This window comes from Enterococcus sp. 5B3_DIV0040 (genome assembly GCF_002140755.1).
In the GTDB taxonomy this organism is placed as follows: domain Bacteria; phylum Bacillota; class Bacilli; order Lactobacillales; family Enterococcaceae; genus Enterococcus_D; species Enterococcus_D casseliflavus.
Genome location: NZ_NGLC01000001.1, coordinates 1,534,461 through 1,551,461, shown reverse-complemented (window position 1 = coordinate 1,551,461; position 17,001 = coordinate 1,534,461). Strand labels below are relative to the sequence as shown.

Below are 17,001 nucleotides of genomic sequence, written 5' to 3'. Positions count from 1 at the left end.
ATAGAATGGAAAAACCTGCAAGAAACTGGGCAAGTAAACGTGAAAAGAAGGCCCAAACCATGAAAAAAATCGAGCATCTTCTCGATGGAAAATATGTCCCAACGGAAGCGATCATTGAAGTCTTAGAACAGTTGATCCGTCCGGGAGACAAAGTGGTCCTTGAAGGCGACAATCAAAAACAAGCAAGCTTCCTATCAAAAAGCTTAGAACAAGTCGATGCTCAAAAAGTCAACAATTTGCATATGATCATGTCGAGTATCTCCCGTCCAGAACATTTGACGATATTTGAAAAAGGCATTGCAGCGAAAATCGATTTTTCTTATGCAGGCGCACAAAGTACGCGCGTTGCCCAAATGATTGAAGACAAAACTATGAAATTAGGGGACATTCATACGTATTTGGAATTATATGGTCGCTTATTTATTGACTTGATTCCGAATGTGGTCCTTGTGGCGGCGGACAAAGCCGATCGCCAAGGAAATCTTTATACAGGTTACAATACGGAAGAAACGCCAACGATCGTCGAAGCAGCAGCCTTTAAAGATGGGATTGTGATCGTTCAAGTTAATGAAGTGGTCGATCGTTTGCCGCGGGTCGACATTCCCAGCGATTGGATCGATGTCGTCGTGGTAGCAGACCAACCGTATCAATTAGAAGCCCTCTTTACGAGAGATCCGCAAAACATTACGGAATTACAAATTTTGATGGCGATGATGGCATTAAAAGGAATCTATGCAGAACATGAAGTACAATCGTTGAATCATGGGATCGGTTTTAATACCGCTGCGATCGAGTTACTTTTACCAACCTATGGAGAAACGCTTGGAATCAAAGGGAAAGTAGCGAAAAACTGGGTCTTGAATCCTCATCCAACGATGATTCCAGCTATCGAATCTGGTTGGGTCGAAAGCATCCACAGTTTTGGTGGGGAAGTTGGTATGGAAAAATATATTGCCGCTCGACCCGATGTATTCTTTGTCGGAAAAGACGGCACGATGCGCAGCAATCGAGCATTATCACAAACTGCAGGTCAATATGCCATCGATATGTTTATCGGTTCGACCTTACAACTAGATTATCAAGGAAATTCTTCTACAGTGACGAAAGGCCGCTTATCTGGGTTTGGTGGTGCACCAAATATGGGGCATAATCCGGGGGGCCGTCGGCATTCGACTCCAGCTTGGCAATCCTTGCGGGATGAAACAGATCCTTTAGCAAAAGGACAAAAATTAGTCGTTCAAATGGTTGAAACGTATGGGTCCAATAAAAAACCTGTTTTTGTAGAAACGTTAGATGCGTTGGCTGTCCAAAAGCAAGCTGGTTTAGCCAATGCCCCAATTATGATCTATAGCGAAGATACGACGCATATCGTGACAGAAGAAGGCATCGCTTATCTTTATAAAGCAAATTCAAAAGAGGAAAAACAAGCAGCCATCGCAGCCATCGGTGGTGTAACCCCACTAGGAATGACCAGCACAAAAGCTTCTCTGGATGCCCTTCGCAAAGCGGGGATCGTGAAATTACCAGAAGACTTAGGGATCAAACGCAGTGATGCCAAACGATCATTGCTAGCAGCTCAAACCGTTGATGATTTGATCGAATGGTCCGATGGGTTGTATGAACCACCAATGAAATTCAGAACGTGGTCTTAATAAGAGCAAGAGGAGAGAAGAAGAGATGGAAAAATTAGCTTATACGTATCAAACAACGAAACCAGTCACCAAAAAAGTCCATGTTGGCGTGGTTGGTTCTGGTGACTTGGAAATTTTGCTTTTTCCAACAGACAAACAAGAAACCACCGTTTCAGTCTGTACAGGAAGTGACGGCTTTGGCGATGTGTGGCAAAATGTCTTGACGCGTTTTTTTGAGCGCTATCCAATCAGTGCGCAAATAGTGATCAACGACTTTGGCGCCACTCCCGGTGTGGTTTACCTACGATTAACCCAAGCAATGGAGGAACTAGCAGATGAAGAATAGTTTTGTAGAATTAAATGCCCGAGAACGGGTGCACGCCTTATTGGATGCCAAGAGCGGTCGTGAATTGATCGATCCATTCGACCAAATGATCGCACCCAATCTGGTGGCTCAAGACATCGTGCCACAAAGCGATGATGGGATCGTTGTTTGCCGTGGAACGATTTCTGGAGAAAACGTGGTCGTGATCGCTATGGAAGGAAAATTCCAAGGTGGCGGGATCGGTGAAGTTTCTGGTGCTAAAATCATCGCTGCATTGACGCATGTGTTGGAAGAAAACCAAAAGGGCAATCCGATCACACCGATCATCATCCTCGATACTGGTGGCGTACGCCTCCAAGAAGCCAATTACGGCTTATTGTCGATCGCAGAAATCGGCAATTTGATCGTTGCAATAAAATCGTATGTGCCAGTGATTGGCTTAGTGCCAGGTCGGGTGGGTTCTTTTGGCGGTATGTCCATTACCTCAGCACTTATGAGCTACTTGATAGCGACGAAGAAAGCCCGTATCGGTTTGAACGGTCCTGAAGTCATCGAACAAGAAGCTGGCGTGAGAGAATTTGATTCCAGTGATAAAGATTTGATTTGGAATACCATTGGCGCCAAACAACGTTTGGAAGCACAGATGATCGATGAACTAGTGACTGACAGTGTCGAATCGATCCAAGAAGCTGTGATTGCGGCGATGGTTGAAAAGAAAGACAGTCATCGCAGCGAAAAAAGTGGTTTTTATCTTTCTCTTTTAAACGAACTTGATCTATCAAAGCCGCTGACTATCGAGGCATACAATAAGGCTCTTGCAGCGCATAAAGCAACTGAAGTGGCACCTATTACTGTAACAGAAGGCCAAGAAGCTGCTGCTGACAGTATCGGTTATCACTGGTTTTCAGCATTGACGAATCTGCAATTCCCAACCTCAACTAGTGCAACAGTCTATGCAGCTGCATCTGACCTTTTTACTGAAGAAGTCGTTGTTACAGCGATCGTGCCAAACGCAAATAATCCGATGTATCGGGTACGCAATGGAGAAGTTGGTTTAGTCGAAGGGTACAAGATGGGCCATCTGTTAGAAACTGTTTATCACGAAGACAAAGATAAAGCAATCAAACGGCCAATCGTTGCGGTCATCGATGTCCCTAGCCAAGCGTATGGCTATAATGAAGAATTGATTGGTATTCATGCAGCTTTAGCAAATAGTGCGGCAGCTTATGCCAAACTACGCCAAGCGGGTCATCCAGTGATCGGTTTTATCGCTGGTAATGCGATCTCTGGGGCTTTCTTAGCGCATGGCTTGCAATCAAGTCGTCTGATCGCATTAAATAGTGAAAAGATCACTGTTCAAGCAATGTCAAAAGAAAGTGCAAGTCGGGTCACCAAACGTTCGATTGCCGCGATTGAAGCTGCTGCGGAAAAAGTACCAAGTATTGCTTATGATATCAAAAATTATACGAAACTTGGGGCAATCTTCACTTTCTTATCCTCCATTACGGATCAGTCTGTCACCTCTGAAAGCAAAGCGACTGTAATTGAAGCGATCAATGAGGCGATTGATGATGTGCGTAAAACGAATGACACGATGTTGACCAGTCGCTACACCAATCCGATCGCTAAAAAGAGCGGCCGGCTGGAAACGAATAACGTATTTGAAAAAATGAATGCAGAATGGAATGAGTAACGAATGAACCGTGCCCACGATATCGTTCAATTAGATAAAGAAGTTCTTGATATGATTGATATTCCCAAATGGTTTTCTGAAAAAGAACAGCTCTTTGCGACCGTCCGTCGTGGGAAACCCCGTAACCCCAGCTATTTACCAGTGGGGTTGCGCGGGGAAAAGCGGCAAGAACGGTTTGCCTTTGAGGCACCCTGCAACATGATTAAACGAACGATCCATCCTTGGGAATTGATCACTCGTGAGAGCTTTCGATTCAGTGAAGTAGCCAATTATCCAGTTTACCGCAGCTATCAACAAGCACGACTTTTATTGAAGCACTATTCTTGGGGAATCGGTGGCAGCTTGGGTTTTGAATTGGCTGCAAAACAGGCAGCAATCAAGCCGACAAGTGATTTAGATCTGTTGCTTTATGCCGACACGAAAGAAAAGCTGCCACTGGAACTATTGGAAAAGCAGGCAGCCTTTTTTCAACAGATCGATGTTCAAATTATCACAAAACAAGGCGGGTTTGCCTTAAAGGAGTATTTGGAACATCCATCAAAAAAAATCTTAGTAAAAACAGACGAAGGGCCAAAACTCACCACTGAGATTTGGTAATTATTAGAAAAGTGAGCGAAAAACATGTTTGAGAACAACGATTTAAAAATCAACATCAGTGATTTCCAAAAAGTATTTGCCGTGACAGCAGTAATGATGCAAACGATTTTGACTTTTGCCTTATCCAATACCCAAGATGAAAAGACTGCAGCATTCATCGGTACCTTTTATGTCTTGGTGAAATTTACCGCACCCCTGTTTATTTTTGCTATTGTTTATAACATGGTTAAGACTAGTCAACATCTGTCTTATCTAGAATTTTTGAAAGAAAAGTTTTTTGAACTTGTCGTGCCATATGTGCTTTGGACGACGGCTTATTTATGGCTGTTTCCCGCTGTCCAACAAGGAAAACCTTATACTGACACAGCAACGTTTTTACTGAAATATGTGACGGGGGATGCGGCGCCACACTTGTGGTATACGATCATGATGCTGCAGATCCAATTGTTGATGCCGTTTTTTGTCTGGTTAGGCTACAAAGTGTTGACGAAGAAAAAAGCTGTTTGGCCAGTATTGATCGTCGCAACTGCTTTGTATGTCGTTTGGTATGTATTTTATGATCGCCAAGTTTTTGAAGGACCGCATCATGAAAGCTGGTATTTATTGGATCGGTTTGTCTTTAGCTTTGTGATCTATGGGATCTATGGCGAAGCCGCTTTGATTTATCACGAAACCGTCTATCGCTTCCTATACAAGATTCGCTACGCTTTCTTGCCAGTGGGCTTAGCATTAGGGCTATTATCTGCCAATCATCTGCTACATTATGCAGGTGATCTAAGTTTCGCTCATGCACCGTATTTAAATACATTGCAAAGCTTATATAGCTTAGTATTGATTTTTGCAGTCTTTATGTTTGGATCAACCATGATCAAAAACAATGCCCCTCAGTTAGGGACATTTAAGTGGCTGTCTACTTATGCGTATCGGACCTATCTTGCCAATGTTTTTGTCTTTCAAGTCTTGTTGCTATGCTTCAAAGATTTGTTGCTGCAACTGCCAATGGGCATCATGATCATCGTCGCTTATTTGGCAACTGCCAGCTGTGGTTTTTTAACAAGCTATGTTTTGCATGTTTTAAGGGTAATGATCAAAGGTCAAATCAAAAAATAGAGGAGGAGTTGGATGTTTGCATTAGCTGTAGAAGAAAATTGTCAACGACTCGCCCAATTGGTAGAAGAAGCCTTGATTGCAGAAGTGACATTGTCCCCAAAACCGGGATTAGTGGATGCCATTGATTCAGGTGCCCATCACGATATGGATCAAGCACTCTTTCTACGATCAGCTCGAGCATTGACGCCATACTTTGAAGAAATGGCCTTGGTGTCTTGGGGAAGCAGCATGTCTCAAGAGTTGCGGGAAGCAATCGCTGCAATCGGTCGGAAGGCAGAACAGGCGATGTTGGCAGCCACTGGTGGCATCAACACTCATAAAGGAGCCATCTGGGCATTAGGCTTGCTCATCAGCGCCGTCAGTAGCCAACTTAGTCGCAAACAGCGGATTTTTTTACCAGAAGCCTTTTCTGACATCCAGCTTCTCACTGCATTTCCTGATCGTGCGCTGATTCAACAAACAGAAAGTCATGGCAAAACTGTTCAAGCCAAATATGGACATCTCGGTGCGTATGGGGAAGCTGCTGCTGGGTTCCCTCATGTTCAAATCGCTCTAGCAGATTATTTTTCTCGGGATTGTTCCAATGAGACCAAAAAAAGGCTCCACATGCTGTTGGCGATCATCGCTACGCTGGACGATACGTGTATTTTATACCGCAGCAATCAAGAGGTACTGGCACTGGTTCAGCAACTCGCACAAAAAGCCAATCAGCAAGCGTTGCCGAACCCAGCATTTCATGCACTAGCAGCCTTCTGCCAGTCAGAAAATGTGTCTCCAGGCGGCAGTGCTGATCTGTTGGCTGCCAGCTTCTTTTTATTGTCCATCAACTCGGTTTTACCCGTAAACGAAGGAAAGACCGTTTACCAATAACTCTTTTCCTTAGAAGAAAGGCAACGATTCTTCTAAGGATTTTTTGTTTCATTTTTTCGCTCGATTAAGAAAAATAAAATCTCTTGCTATTTGCATAGTTTAATGATTAGATAATTCTTAGGCACTACTGAAATGCTTCGTTGCTCCATTGCAACGAATAAAGGAGTTACAGATGAAATACTATAATGCTTTTCTTCAAAATCTTGTGTTGCGGCGCTGGACGGTCCTGTTTATGCTTGCGGGCATTCTTTTTTTGTTTCGCAGTCTGATGACCATTCTTTTGCTGACCTTTATCTTTACGTATCTGATTTATCGGCTGGTTCTTTTGCTCCATCGAAAAAGCCATCTGCCCATCAAGCTTACGAGCATCCTGACCTACAGCTTGATTGTTTTTATTCTTTATTTAGTAGCAACAAATTATGTACCCATCATCATCAAACAATCCGTCCAATTAGTCAATTCCGTTGCTGATTTCTACCAACGGACAGACTCCAATAATGAATTGATCGAATATGTCTTGAATTTATTGCAAACCAGCGAATACATCCAGAAATTACAAAGCGGCGTTCTAGTCGTGATCAATTATCTGTATAATTTCGGTGAGTTGGCGTTGACTGTGCTGATCTCCTTTCTGCTTAGCTTCTTCTTTATGATCGATAACAAAAAGACCGTTGCGTTTTCTCGGCTGTTTTTGCAAGGTCGAGGGGCGTGGTTCTTTGAAGATGTTTACTATTTAGGAGCTAAGTTTACGCGGGCTTTCGGAAATGTGATCGAGACGCAGTTGGTGATCGCCTTAGTCAATACAGCGATCACTGTTTTCGCCTTAGCGGTGATGGGCTTTCCGCAGCTGTTGAGTTTGGCGTTGATGATTTTCTTTCTCAGCTTGATTCCTGTTGCTGGTGTGATCATCTCGTGTATTCCATTGACGTTTATTGCCTATTCTATCGGCGGATTTAATGACGTGATCTACATTCTATTGATCATAGTGTTTGTTCATGCGTTGGAATCCTATATCTTAAATCCGCGCTTGATGGCTAATAAAACAGAGATCCCGATGTTTTACACGTTTATTCTCCTGTATCTTAGCGAACATCTCTTTGGCTTGTGGGGCTTGATCATCGGGATCCCATTGTTCACTTTCTTTTTAGATTTAATGAATGTGAAAGAGATTCCGCGATTGCGTAAAAAATCCGATGACACCTTGCAGGACCAATAAAAATGATTGCTGTAAAGGATGGCAATTGATAGAAAAAACCATCTCTGCCGATGAAAGGCGAGATGGCTTTTTTATTTCGCAGCAATTTTTTTCGTAAAGGAGACAAAGCAGATTGCTGAAGAGGGGCTTTGAAACATCCCTGTTGCTGAATACCCTAACGAGTGATAAAAGTGAACCAGCTTAGGTTCTTGCAGGATCGTATTCAAACGTAACGTATCTGTTTGAACGAGCCTTTCAATCAAGGTCATTGCTTGTCTACCAATCCCGCGGTTCTCGTAGGAGGGAAGAAGGGCGATGGAAGATAGCTTCGTCGTATGTTCCTGCTCAACCGTCAGTTTTATAAAGCCCACGGTTTTCTGAGCGGTCATGATTAAATAATAAGTGGTATTCGACGCAGAAAACTTTGCGTTTAGCTTCTCGAAACTTTGTAAATAGGGAGAAGTTTCTTTGTCTTGATAACGGAGAAAGAGGGATTTGAAGGCCGTTTTTTGTATCAAGTAGATTGAAAGCAGATCGGAAAGCTTCGCTTCTTTAAGCTGAATGAGCATGCACACCTCCATAAAAAATCAGACATCATTTATTGAAAGACATTGATTCGGCTTAGCAGATCCTGATGGAAAAGCCATCGATTAGCAGTCTTTCATTGGCTCGTTTCTGTTTTGATCCTTCCCTCAACCACAGGTTCACAAACGAAGAGATCCGCTGGGGTTCGTGCCGTCGTTGTTTTATTGAAAAAGATCATTTATCGATGTCACTAAGTCGTCATAGGTTTGACCGGTAGCGATTGCATAAACGGAAAGCAAAAAGACGAGTGCTGCTGCCAACAAGTAAAAAATACGGAGGCGATAGCCGTCACCTGTCCGACGATTTTTTACAAAAGTAAAAACCGTCACAGCTAGATAAGCGAAGGTCAATAAACAAATAAGATACGTTATAATTTCTGGAGTCATAAGCGTTTTCCTTTCTTTTTTTATTTGTATAAAAATATACTCAATAAATATAATATAACCATTTCAATAGCGTCAAAGAAAGCGCTCAATTTTTGACAAAAAAACTGACCGAGTGGCAACCACTGGTCAGTTCTATTCAAAAACGATGGGGCATGATCTTAATTGTCTTTTTTTTCCGCATCTAGTAAGCTTCTTAGTTCATCAGCTAAAGCGATACAGGCAATACTATCCGTTAAGGACATCAGGGGATTCTCAAGTTGTCCTTGTGCAAGAGCGGTATGAACTGCTTGAATCTCCGAATGGAAATCATCGATCTCGTACCCAATATCATAGACCGTGTCTTCTTGGTCAATCGTCACGGTAAAAGAAGCGGGGCGATGGAAGTTGGGGATCGTGATTTTCCCTTTTGTTCCTTGTAACTCCGCCACCGTCTCTTTTGTTTGGTCAAATCCAGTCTCAATCACTGCAACAAAGTCTTCACTGACAAAGCGTGCTTCAACGTAGGTATCAACCCCAGTTTCATAAAGGCTGTAATCGATCAATTCGGCAGTTAAATTTTCTGGTGAAAAATCTTGGATAAAGGCTAAGTTATAGATCCCCATATCCAGTAAAGCGCCCCCTTGTTTTGGCAGATAATGGTAAGAACTGCCTTCGACTGGTAAATGGCGGCGAAAAGTAGTCGTGACACTTGTTAGCTCACCGATATGACCACCATCCACAAGTTCTTTTAGTTTGCGATACGCTGGGGTGAAGCGTGGCTTCATGGCTTCCATAAAGAAGGCTTCGTGTGCTTGGGCTTGTTTTTGTACATCGCGCATTTCTTGTGCAGTCAAGGTTGCTGGTTTTTCACATAAAACAGCTTTTTTCGCTTGAAAGGCTCTGATGATCCATTCATAGTGATACAAATGCGGCAAAGCAATATAAATGACATCGATAGTTGGATCATCTAATAGGTTTTGGTAGTCATCAAAGACGGCGTCACACGGAAATTTTGCTTGAAACGCTTGCGCTTTTTCCATCGTACGACAAGCAACCCCATAAAGCTGGGCGTCTTGAAAATTTTCTAAACTAGCAGCAAAGCGATTGGCGATATTTCCGGCACCAATAATTCCCCAATTGATCATTTTATTTCCCTCTTTTCTTCAGTTGACGGGTATTCTGAGAGAATCCCTGATTCCAAAACAGTTTGTTTTTTTCTTAACTCGACAATATTTTTTTGGTATTCTTTGGCATACAGCAATGCAAACAGTGAATCTAAAATATACTCAAAGGCGACCTGTGAAGAAAAGGTGCCGACTTTGAGAAAATCACGTTCATCATGAGAAGCGATGATCGCATGGGTCGCTAATGGGATGATTTTCGCATGGGCGTTGCCAGAAATCACGATCACTGGTACCCCGACATCACGAAAGTGCTGCATGATTTTTTCGTATTGCGTATTTTTCCCACGGTAGGTAATAAACACGGCACAATCATTTTTTGTGACGTTCGATGCATTCCACGCATCATCCCCATATTCATCAGCTAGGATCAGATACTTATTGATTTTGACCAACTTATTTTGAAAACTTCTTGCCCGGATCTGAGAATCGCCGCGAGCAAATAAGAAAATCCGTTGCGCAGCTTCCAATGATTGCACCACTGCTTCCATCGTTTCTGGGGCAACCTGAGCGTGGGTTTTGTGAATCGAGTTGATCGTTAGATCGGCCATTTTTTTCAAAATATCAGGTGTTTGATCCTTAGGCGAAAAAGGAAAATTCGCGTCAACAAAGGTTGGGTTGAACATCTGATTATGGGCAATTTCAGCCAGACCTAAGCGAAAACTTTTAAATCCTTCATACCCCATCTTTTTGGCTAGACGAATGACGGAAGAGTGGGATGTGTATGTATGCTTGGCGATGACTTCAATCGTCAACGAAGGCACATCATTGATATTTTGCAAAATATAATCGGCAATCCGTTTCTCCGTATTGGTCAATCCTTCTTGAAGCCGTAATTTATCTCCTAATAACATCAAACCACCTCTTTCTAATCATAGCCTAGGATAAAGAAAACCAAAAGCAAAAACTGTACCTTTTTGTCAATTTGGTAAAAATGTTCAGAACCACTCAGCAGTTTGCGAAAAAGTCTGGTCAAAAGAACCTGTTTTTGGCAAAAGACTTCTCATTCCGAAGGATATCAGCAATAATCAAGCTATCAATTCATAGGAGGCGTCATAATGTTAACTATCGCATATCTCGGAAACGGAAAAAGCACCAATCGCTACCATCTGCCTTTTTCAACCAAGCTGCAGGATAAGATCAAAGTAAAGACGATCTATTCACCAAGCGGCAAGCTGACCTGGCCAACACTAGAAGGTGTTCATTACACCTCTGACTTAGAGGATATCTACCGTGATCCTGAAATTCAATTAGTTGTGGTCACGACCCCCAGTCATTTGCATTATGAATTAGGCAAGGATGTCTTGCTTCATGGGAAAAATGTCTTGATCGAAAAACCTTTTACGGAAACTTCGGCACAAGCAAAGGAATTGTTCGCACTGGCGCAGGAGAAAGGCTTGTTTGTGCAATGCTATCAAAATCGCCGCTTTGATTCCGATTTTTTGACCACGCAAAAAGTGATCGAAAGCGGCGTGCTCGGAGATCTCTTAGAAGTAGAGATGCATTATGATTATTTTCGTCCAGAGATTCCACGGTCAGTGACCGAATTTTCACTGAATACTAGCTACTTGTACGGACACGCTTGTCATACACTGGACCAAGTGATCTCCTATTTTGGACAACCAGACGATGTCCATTATGAGGTTCGGCAATTGCTTGGAAAAAATCGCATGAATGATTACTTCGATTTGGATCTGTTTTATGGTCGAATGAAAGTCTCAGTCAAATCTAGTTACTTCCGATTAAAAGAGCGGCCTAGTTTTGTCGTTTATGGCGAAAACGGCGTTTTTGTAAAACAAACGAAGGATCGACAAGAAGAGCATCTAAAACAGTTTTATCTCCCGGATCATGCCGATTTTGGGATCGATTTGCCAGAGCACTATGGCACACTAACTTATATGGATGCTAACGGGAACTACCATGAAGAAAAAGTCATCTCTGAAATTGGTGATTATAGCCGTGTGTATGAGGGCGTCTATGAAACGATCATCCATGGCAAAGAGAAAATCGTGAAAGACGAAGAAACAATTTTACAAATCGAAATGCTAGAAACAGGCATCAATCAAGTGATCACTGAGTCATAAGGTAGAGTGATTAGGGGGCTTTTGACAAACAAAGCGCCTGAAGGCATCAACTGACTCAACGTAAAGGAGGAGATACGAATCGAACCTTCAGAAATCCTGCAAGAAGAACAGCAGCTGCAGTTTGCTCATTTTGACAATGACCTCGCATTGCGGTTGGTTATTGCCATCGATCAGTACGTTAAAAGGAACTACCCGAAGCCGGTAGGGATCAAAGTTGTTCATCAGGGCTTGCCGATCATTCGATTTTTAATGGCAGGGCGAAAAGAGAGCCCTTGGCTTGAAAGAAAAGAACGAACGGTACTAGAAAGCGGGCATAGTTCACTATACGTCTATGCGCAAAAAGATCGAGATATACAATTTGCTAAATGGGCACAAGACGAACGTTATGCAATTTGTGGTGGTGGTTTTCCAATTATCGAAGACAGGAAAGTCACGGGTGCTATCTGTGTGTCAGGTTTGGCTCATTTAGAGGATCATAAAGTGATCACCGAAGTATTGAAACAAATGATTTAAGAAGATAGAAAAGGGGAAGCAAGATGAACTTAGCGATTTTAGGGGCAGGCATGATCGTCCATGATTTTTTAACGGTGGCAGGGGATGTCCCGCAGCTTGAACTGTCCGCTATTTTTGGGACAGAAAATGATTTAGAAAAAATGAATCACTTAAAACAGCAATACAATATTCAAACCGTCTACACAGAGTTAGAGGCATGTTTGGCGGATCCATCCGTTGACACCGTGTATGTCGCACTGCCCAATCATTTGCATTATTCCTTTGCCAAAGAAGCGATCCTCGCTGGCAAACACGTCATTTGTGAAAAGCCATTTACGTTGCAGACACGAGAATTAGTAGAATTAACAGAATTGGCTGCTGCCCACAAGGTGCTTTTGATCGAAGCCATCACAAATCAGTACTTAGCCAACTATCAAGGAATAAAAGCGCAGCTTGAAACATTGGGAGAGCTGAAAGTGATTGAATGCAACTATTCGCAGTATTCTTCTCGTTATGATTTATTCAAAGTGGGAACCGTTTTACCTGCATTTAACCCGAAAATGGGTGGTGGGGCATTGATGGATATCAATATCTATAATATTCATTTTGTCGTCGGGCTTTTAGGAAAACCAAAAAGTGTCCGCTATTTTGCTAATGTCGAACAGGGTATCGATACTTCTGGCATGCTGTTTTTAGACTATGAACAAACAAAAGTCGTTTGTATCGGCGCCAAAGATTCGACAGCGACGATTCGTTCAACGATCCAAGGGACGAAAGGATCGATCATCGTCAATGGGCCGACGAATATGCTTGCCAGCTATGACGTTGAACCGGTCCATGGGGCAAAAAGCCATCAGGATCGCAGCGTTCACGGACATCGTATGTTTGAAGAATTTGTCCGTTTTGCACAAGCCATTCACGAAAATGATCAGGCCTTTGTCAAGGAACGTCTTGCCCATAGCAAGCTGGTGATGGAAGTCGTGGAAAAAGCATTGGCAGATGCCCAGATCGTATTAGGATAATCGCATCAATGAGGAAAGACACCAGCTTCTTAGAAAAGTTGCTGGTGTCTTTGTCTGTTGTCTTATTTTTTCTTCTTTAAACTCAATAAGGTTAGTGGGATACCCAAGGTGAGGTAGCCGACAATCGTCATCAAACAGACCACCAGCCAAAAGTTATCTACTGCTAGAAATGCAATCAGGCCATATGCCACCAGAATCGAGAGAAAATAAAAAAGAAAGAGCTGAAAAAAACGTTTAAAACTCACAGTCATTCATTCTCCTTTGTCGTTAAACTGACAAGAAAAGTATACCACATCAAATGCAACTTCAAGGGCTGAATGTGATCTTTCGCAGGAGCCGCTAAAGGCGAATTGTTTTGTCGACTGGCCGTGATTCGCTATACTTGAAGGGAAGAGAAAGCGCAGGAATATTTTTTTAGGAGAAGGAGGAGACAGATGAAAAAGGTGGATGTACTGATTATCGGAGCGGGTCCAGCTGGAACGGCTGCTGCCTACGGGTTAAAAGCCAAAGGTAAGACAGTGGCGATCGTTGAAGCCGATTTATGGGGTGGCACTTGCCCCAATCGCGGGTGCGATCCGAAAAAACTACTGATGCGAGGCGTAGAAGTCAAAACAGAGGCGAAACGTATGCAAGGCAATGGTGTTCAAGGACAGGTAGCCATTGATTGGCCGGCACTGATGGCGTTTAAGCGCTCGTATACCGATCGGGTGCCAGAGTCAACCAAACAAGGGTTACTAGCAGAAGGGATCACTACTTACTACGGACAAGCCGCTTTTCGTGATGCCCATACGGTCGTCGTGGACGCAGAAGAGATTCAAGCAGAAAAAATAATTATTGCGACAGGACAGCGTCCAGCCGTACTGCCCATCGTCGGCAAGGAGCATTTACAAAGCAGTACTGATTTTCTTTCCTTTGAAAAGATGCCAGCAACGATTGCTTTCATAGGTGCTGGGTATATTACCTTCGAATTGGCGATGATCGCTCAAGCAGCAGGTGCTGAAGTTCATGTGATCCATCATAATGACCAGCCGCTAAAAGGATTTGATGCTGAATTGACCGCAGAAATGGTTCGTTCAATGCAGGACCAAGGCGTTTCGTTCCACTTTAATCAGAACACGCAGCGAATCACGAAAGAACAAAACCACTATACGATCCAGACACAAGCATTGTCTCTAACCGTAGAAGCAGTGATTGGTGCCACGGGACGCAGACCCAATAGCGACCAGCTGCAATTGGAAAAGGCAGGGGTAGAAACGTCAAAACAAGGGATCGTAGTTAATGAGTTTTTGCAGACTAGTCAAAGACACATCTATGCAATCGGGGATGTGCTAGCGAAAAAGCAGCCCAAACTGACGCCTGTTGCCAGCTTTGAAGCCGCCTATCTTGTCGAGCATATAGATGATCAGAAAACACCCATCCGCTATCCGCTAATCCCTACGCTGGTTTTTGGTGCGGAAAAACTGGCAAGAGTCGGGATCAGTGAGCAAGAGATTGCCGATAATGCCTCAGAATATCATAGCGAGGTGACGGATCTTTCTTCTTGGTATACCTATCGACGAATCAATGATCAAGATGCAAAAATCAAATTGGTTTATAACACATCTGATACCATCGTTGCGGTCACGATTGTTTCTGCATTGGCCGATGAGTTGATCAACCACTTCGTTTTTGTGTTGGAGAATCAGCTATCGAAAGAAGCGCTGGCCCAAATGATTTTTGCCTACCCAACACCTGCTAGCGATTTGTCCTATTTTCTATAAATAATCAAACAAGCCTGCGCTAGTTTCCGCTAGCACAGGCTCTAAATTATTATGTCCGTATTGACTATAGTCCGTGAACCTTAAATGAACCTTAAAGTTAGGCTGGGTTTCATTTAAGCAATGTCTTTGTTTTCTAGTAACCCTAGGTTTAGGCTTTTTTTGACAGTCGGCGGACAGCTGCAATCAGTAAGATCGCTGACAAGAAGAGTCCGACCAAATAGATGATGAAAACAGAATCTGGCTCATAGTGCCGATAATTGAATATTTTTACCATAAAAAAGAGAAACGGGATCGCTGCAATAAGGGTTGAAACGAAACGTTTCCGCCATTGTATGAAAAACGATCCAATCACTAGAAAAAGACAAAACGGGATCCAAAAGACCAAATGTCCGATAAGTTCGATTTTTCACACCTCCTAGCAAGTAAAATCATCATAACGTTTCTTCCTAAAAAGCAAGCGTGAAGGAAAAAATAATCCCATTAGGCATGTATGAAATTATGAGTGGAGTCTTCTGAAAAGTTCACAAGAAATCTGAGAATTTCAAAAGGAAATGAAAAAACGAACGGTTAGGAATATCCCAATAGTCCGAGACAAAAAATACCTCTTGCAGCATTCATTTTGACTTGAATCCTGCAAGGGGTACTCTTTTGTAGAAAATCTGGTGCTTTATTCAATTGATATAAAAGAAATGCTTAGGAAGGAGCAGCAGTCTTTTTTTATGGCAAGATGTTCTTACTATGAAAAAGGGAAATGACCATACCTATGTCCAACAGATCCTTATAATAAAATCCTTTTAGTGGACCAATGTGTAAGAAAAATCCGAGAATCATTAATACAAACAGCAGCAGGAAAAGCAGGTTGAAAGCGGTCATCAAGCGAAAACTGAAATGCCAATTACTCAGGAAATACTGATATTTCGCTGCTCGGTAAACTTTGTTTTGAATCGGAATTTTCTTGAGTGCAGGGATCGATTCATGATAGGACGTAAATAATTCGTAGTCTTTTTTCGTCAGTACTTCTGAGAAAATGTGCGTCCCTGCCTGAAAGTCGAAATAGCCCCAATGGAATTGCTCTTTATCATCTGGCGATTCGTGCTTCATCAGCTTTCTTGGCTTGATCGTGAACGCCTTGATGGTCTCATAGGGGTAACTGAAATAGGTGTTACTTTCTAAATAGTCGATGATGACCAGAAAAAGCATGCGGGTTTCTGTGAAAACCAACAAACGATTGCCGCGGGTATCATGAAAGATGTCACGGTATGCTTTTGCTTTCTCGGTTGTTGCATAGGCATAGGCGCCAAGCCCTTGATTGGCGAAGGCGAGGTTTCCATCTGGCGTCAAAGGCAGATAGCCAAGAATCGTTTCGTCTTTTGCTAAAAGCGTCTGAAGCTCCTCTAATAGATCTTGCAAGAAAACATATTGTTTGGACAGCTCGAAGGTTGTTGCTTTTTCTTGTTCAGATATTTTTGTCAGTGAATTGTTTTCATTTAAGACTAACTGTTTAAAATCCATCGATAGTCATCCTTTCTTTTAAGCGTTTGCGGCCACGGGAAAGACGATTGTAGATCGCTGAGACATTTAAGTCCGTCTGCTCTGCGATGGTTTCGGGTGACTCTTGGTAAAAATAGTAGAGCAGAAAGATCCTTTGATCGAGGGCTTCAAGGTCTTCAATAAAACACAAAAAGTTTTCCTTTGTCAAAGGTGATTCTTCAATAGCTAGTTCCTGCTCATCAACAGGTTTTTCTTCCAGTGAGCGCTTGTTCAACTTCCGCTTGTGGTCAATCGCACGAGTACGACTGATCAAAAGCAGCCAAGTAATCAAGCGGCTTCTTTCTGGTTGGTACGCAGCAATCTTTTGCCAAACCTCGTAAAAAACTTCGTTCGCTACATCTTGGCGCTCGCTCACTTCATGCGGTTGGGAAAGGACACTATGAATCGTCCTCAGCATGCTATCACCATAAACAGCTAACAGTTCTTCTAAGCCGGCATAGTCTTTCTTTTTGATTCGTTCAATGATTTCTTCATCCTGCACCTTCTTCACCCCTTCACACTATATACGAAGAATGTTTGCCTTTTCTATCAGAAAAAGAA

19 protein-coding genes are annotated in these 17,001 nt (G+C 42.7%); 11 read left to right on the top strand and 8 right to left on the bottom strand.

Annotated elements, in window-relative coordinates; all coding sequences use genetic code 11:
• Positions 1 to 5 precede the first annotated feature (5 nt).
• The 7 genes from mdcA to A5883_RS07315 all read left to right on the top strand — a co-directional run bounded on the left by mdcA (position 6) and on the right by A5883_RS07315 (position 7,442).
• Complete coding sequence (gene mdcA, locus A5883_RS07345; RefSeq protein ID WP_015509676.1) at positions 6 to 1,652, top strand: malonate decarboxylase subunit alpha; 1,647 nt, start codon at positions 6 to 8, stop codon at positions 1,650 to 1,652.
• A 25-nt stretch (positions 1,653 to 1,677) separates the two neighbouring features.
• Positions 1,678 to 1,977: a malonate decarboxylase subunit delta gene (locus A5883_RS07340; protein ID WP_005226050.1), complete on the top strand. Its 300-nt coding sequence runs from the start codon at positions 1,678 to 1,680 to the stop codon at positions 1,975 to 1,977.
• Positions 1,967 to 3,649: a biotin-independent malonate decarboxylase subunit beta gene (gene mdcD, locus A5883_RS07335; protein WP_086338228.1), complete on the top strand. Its 1,683-nt coding sequence runs from the start codon at positions 1,967 to 1,969 to the stop codon at positions 3,647 to 3,649. The genes A5883_RS07340 and mdcD overlap by 11 nt, the downstream gene beginning before the upstream one ends.
• 3 nt (positions 3,650 to 3,652) lie before the next feature.
• On the top strand, positions 3,653 to 4,246 hold the full coding sequence (locus A5883_RS07330) for a malonate decarboxylase holo-ACP synthase (protein WP_086338227.1): 594 nt from the start codon (positions 3,653 to 3,655) through the stop codon (positions 4,244 to 4,246).
• A 24-nt stretch (positions 4,247 to 4,270) separates the two neighbouring features.
• Positions 4,271 to 5,356, top strand: a complete 1,086-nt coding sequence (locus A5883_RS07325; RefSeq protein ID WP_086338226.1) for an acyltransferase family protein — start codon at positions 4,271 to 4,273, stop codon at positions 5,354 to 5,356.
• Between the two features lie 12 nt (positions 5,357 to 5,368).
• Complete coding sequence (locus tag A5883_RS07320) at positions 5,369 to 6,226, top strand: triphosphoribosyl-dephospho-CoA synthase (protein WP_086338225.1); 858 nt, start codon at positions 5,369 to 5,371, stop codon at positions 6,224 to 6,226.
• Positions 6,227 to 6,398: 172 nt separating this feature from the next.
• Positions 6,399 to 7,442 (top strand): AI-2E family transporter, encoded by a 1,044-nt coding sequence (locus A5883_RS07315; protein WP_005226055.1) that lies wholly within the window; start codon positions 6,399 to 6,401, stop codon positions 7,440 to 7,442.
• A 71-nt stretch (positions 7,443 to 7,513) separates the two neighbouring features.
• Here A5883_RS07315 and A5883_RS07310 read toward each other — a convergent pair whose 3' ends face one another.
• The 4 genes from A5883_RS07310 to A5883_RS07295 all read right to left on the bottom strand — a co-directional run bounded on the left by A5883_RS07310 (position 7,514) and on the right by A5883_RS07295 (position 10,406).
• A complete protein-coding gene (locus A5883_RS07310; protein WP_060791911.1) occupies positions 7,514 to 7,990 on the bottom strand; it encodes a GNAT family N-acetyltransferase in 477 nt (158 codons plus the stop codon).
• Between the two features lie 177 nt (positions 7,991 to 8,167).
• Positions 8,168 to 8,392: a hypothetical protein gene (locus A5883_RS07305; RefSeq protein ID WP_086338224.1), complete on the bottom strand. Its 225-nt coding sequence runs from the start codon at positions 8,390 to 8,392 to the stop codon at positions 8,168 to 8,170.
• 158 nt (positions 8,393 to 8,550) lie between these two features.
• Complete coding sequence (locus tag A5883_RS07300; protein ID WP_086338223.1) at positions 8,551 to 9,516, bottom strand: Gfo/Idh/MocA family protein; 966 nt, start codon at positions 9,514 to 9,516, stop codon at positions 8,551 to 8,553.
• Complete coding sequence (locus A5883_RS07295) at positions 9,513 to 10,406, bottom strand: MurR/RpiR family transcriptional regulator (protein WP_074933916.1); 894 nt, start codon at positions 10,404 to 10,406, stop codon at positions 9,513 to 9,515. Before A5883_RS07295 ends, A5883_RS07300 begins: the two co-directional genes overlap by 4 nt.
• A gap of 204 nt (positions 10,407 to 10,610) precedes the next feature.
• Between A5883_RS07295 and A5883_RS07290 the strand changes: the two genes are divergently transcribed.
• The 3 genes from A5883_RS07290 to A5883_RS07280 all read left to right on the top strand — a co-directional run bounded on the left by A5883_RS07290 (position 10,611) and on the right by A5883_RS07280 (position 13,150).
• Entirely contained in the window at positions 10,611 to 11,636 is a 1,026-nt protein-coding gene (locus A5883_RS07290) for a Gfo/Idh/MocA family oxidoreductase (protein ID WP_005226060.1), read from the top strand.
• A 72-nt stretch (positions 11,637 to 11,708) separates the two neighbouring features.
• On the top strand, positions 11,709 to 12,149 hold the full coding sequence (locus A5883_RS07285; protein ID WP_319026207.1) for a heme-binding protein: 441 nt from the start codon (positions 11,709 to 11,711) through the stop codon (positions 12,147 to 12,149).
• A gap of 23 nt (positions 12,150 to 12,172) precedes the next feature.
• On the top strand, positions 12,173 to 13,150 hold the full coding sequence (locus A5883_RS07280) for a Gfo/Idh/MocA family protein (protein WP_086338221.1): 978 nt from the start codon (positions 12,173 to 12,175) through the stop codon (positions 13,148 to 13,150).
• 62 nt (positions 13,151 to 13,212) lie between these two features.
• Here A5883_RS07280 and A5883_RS07275 read toward each other — a convergent pair whose 3' ends face one another.
• Positions 13,213 to 13,401 (bottom strand): hypothetical protein, encoded by a 189-nt coding sequence (locus tag A5883_RS07275; protein WP_005226063.1) that lies wholly within the window; start codon positions 13,399 to 13,401, stop codon positions 13,213 to 13,215.
• 183 nt (positions 13,402 to 13,584) lie between these two features.
• Between A5883_RS07275 and A5883_RS07270 the strand changes: the two genes are divergently transcribed.
• Complete coding sequence (locus tag A5883_RS07270; protein ID WP_086338220.1) at positions 13,585 to 14,910, top strand: dihydrolipoyl dehydrogenase family protein; 1,326 nt, start codon at positions 13,585 to 13,587, stop codon at positions 14,908 to 14,910.
• A 242-nt stretch (positions 14,911 to 15,152) separates the two neighbouring features.
• Here the strand turns inward: A5883_RS07270 and A5883_RS19130 are convergent, their stop codons facing one another.
• The 3 genes from A5883_RS19130 to A5883_RS07250 form a co-directional block, all read right to left on the bottom strand.
• A complete protein-coding gene (locus A5883_RS19130) occupies positions 15,153 to 15,320 on the bottom strand; it encodes a hypothetical protein (RefSeq protein ID WP_005235914.1) in 168 nt (55 codons plus the stop codon).
• 307 nt (positions 15,321 to 15,627) lie between these two features.
• Positions 15,628 to 16,422: a hypothetical protein gene (locus A5883_RS07255; protein ID WP_086338219.1), complete on the bottom strand. Its 795-nt coding sequence runs from the start codon at positions 16,420 to 16,422 to the stop codon at positions 15,628 to 15,630.
• Positions 16,412 to 16,951, bottom strand: a complete 540-nt coding sequence (locus tag A5883_RS07250; protein ID WP_086338218.1) for a sigma-70 family RNA polymerase sigma factor — start codon at positions 16,949 to 16,951, stop codon at positions 16,412 to 16,414. Before A5883_RS07250 ends, A5883_RS07255 begins: the two co-directional genes overlap by 11 nt.
• Between the last annotated feature and the right edge of the window lie 50 nt (positions 16,952 to 17,001).

What these genes read in the sequence shown, in the direction of transcription:
- mdcA (WP_015509676.1), top strand. Translation starts at nt 6, where the DNA reads ATGGAAAAACCTGCAAGAAACTGGGCAAGTAAACGTGAAAAGAAGGCC.
- A5883_RS07310 (WP_060791911.1), bottom strand. Translation starts at nt 7,990, where the DNA reads ATGCTCATTCAGCTTAAAGAAGCGAAGCTTTCCGATCTGCTTTCAATC.
- A5883_RS07330 (WP_086338227.1), top strand. Translation starts at nt 3,653, where the DNA reads ATGAACCGTGCCCACGATATCGTTCAATTAGATAAAGAAGTTCTTGAT.
- mdcD (WP_086338228.1), top strand. Translation starts at nt 1,967, where the DNA reads ATGAAGAATAGTTTTGTAGAATTAAATGCCCGAGAACGGGTGCACGCC.
- A5883_RS07290 (WP_005226060.1), top strand. Translation starts at nt 10,611, where the DNA reads ATGTTAACTATCGCATATCTCGGAAACGGAAAAAGCACCAATCGCTAC.
- A5883_RS07300 (WP_086338223.1), bottom strand. Translation starts at nt 9,516, where the DNA reads ATGATCAATTGGGGAATTATTGGTGCCGGAAATATCGCCAATCGCTTT.
- A5883_RS07325 (WP_086338226.1), top strand. Translation starts at nt 4,271, where the DNA reads ATGTTTGAGAACAACGATTTAAAAATCAACATCAGTGATTTCCAAAAA.
- A5883_RS07315 (WP_005226055.1), top strand. Translation starts at nt 6,399, where the DNA reads ATGAAATACTATAATGCTTTTCTTCAAAATCTTGTGTTGCGGCGCTGG.
- A5883_RS07270 (WP_086338220.1), top strand. Translation starts at nt 13,585, where the DNA reads ATGAAAAAGGTGGATGTACTGATTATCGGAGCGGGTCCAGCTGGAACG.
- A5883_RS07340 (WP_005226050.1), top strand. Translation starts at nt 1,678, where the DNA reads ATGGAAAAATTAGCTTATACGTATCAAACAACGAAACCAGTCACCAAA.
- A5883_RS07295 (WP_074933916.1), bottom strand. Translation starts at nt 10,406, where the DNA reads ATGTTATTAGGAGATAAATTACGGCTTCAAGAAGGATTGACCAATACG.
- A5883_RS07320 (WP_086338225.1), top strand. Translation starts at nt 5,369, where the DNA reads ATGTTTGCATTAGCTGTAGAAGAAAATTGTCAACGACTCGCCCAATTG.
- A5883_RS07305 (WP_086338224.1), bottom strand. Translation starts at nt 8,392, where the DNA reads ATGACTCCAGAAATTATAACGTATCTTATTTGTTTATTGACCTTCGCT.
- A5883_RS07255 (WP_086338219.1), bottom strand. Translation starts at nt 16,422, where the DNA reads ATGGATTTTAAACAGTTAGTCTTAAATGAAAACAATTCACTGACAAAA.
- A5883_RS07280 (WP_086338221.1), top strand. Translation starts at nt 12,173, where the DNA reads ATGAACTTAGCGATTTTAGGGGCAGGCATGATCGTCCATGATTTTTTA.
- A5883_RS07275 (WP_005226063.1), bottom strand. Translation starts at nt 13,401, where the DNA reads ATGACTGTGAGTTTTAAACGTTTTTTTCAGCTCTTTCTTTTTTATTTT.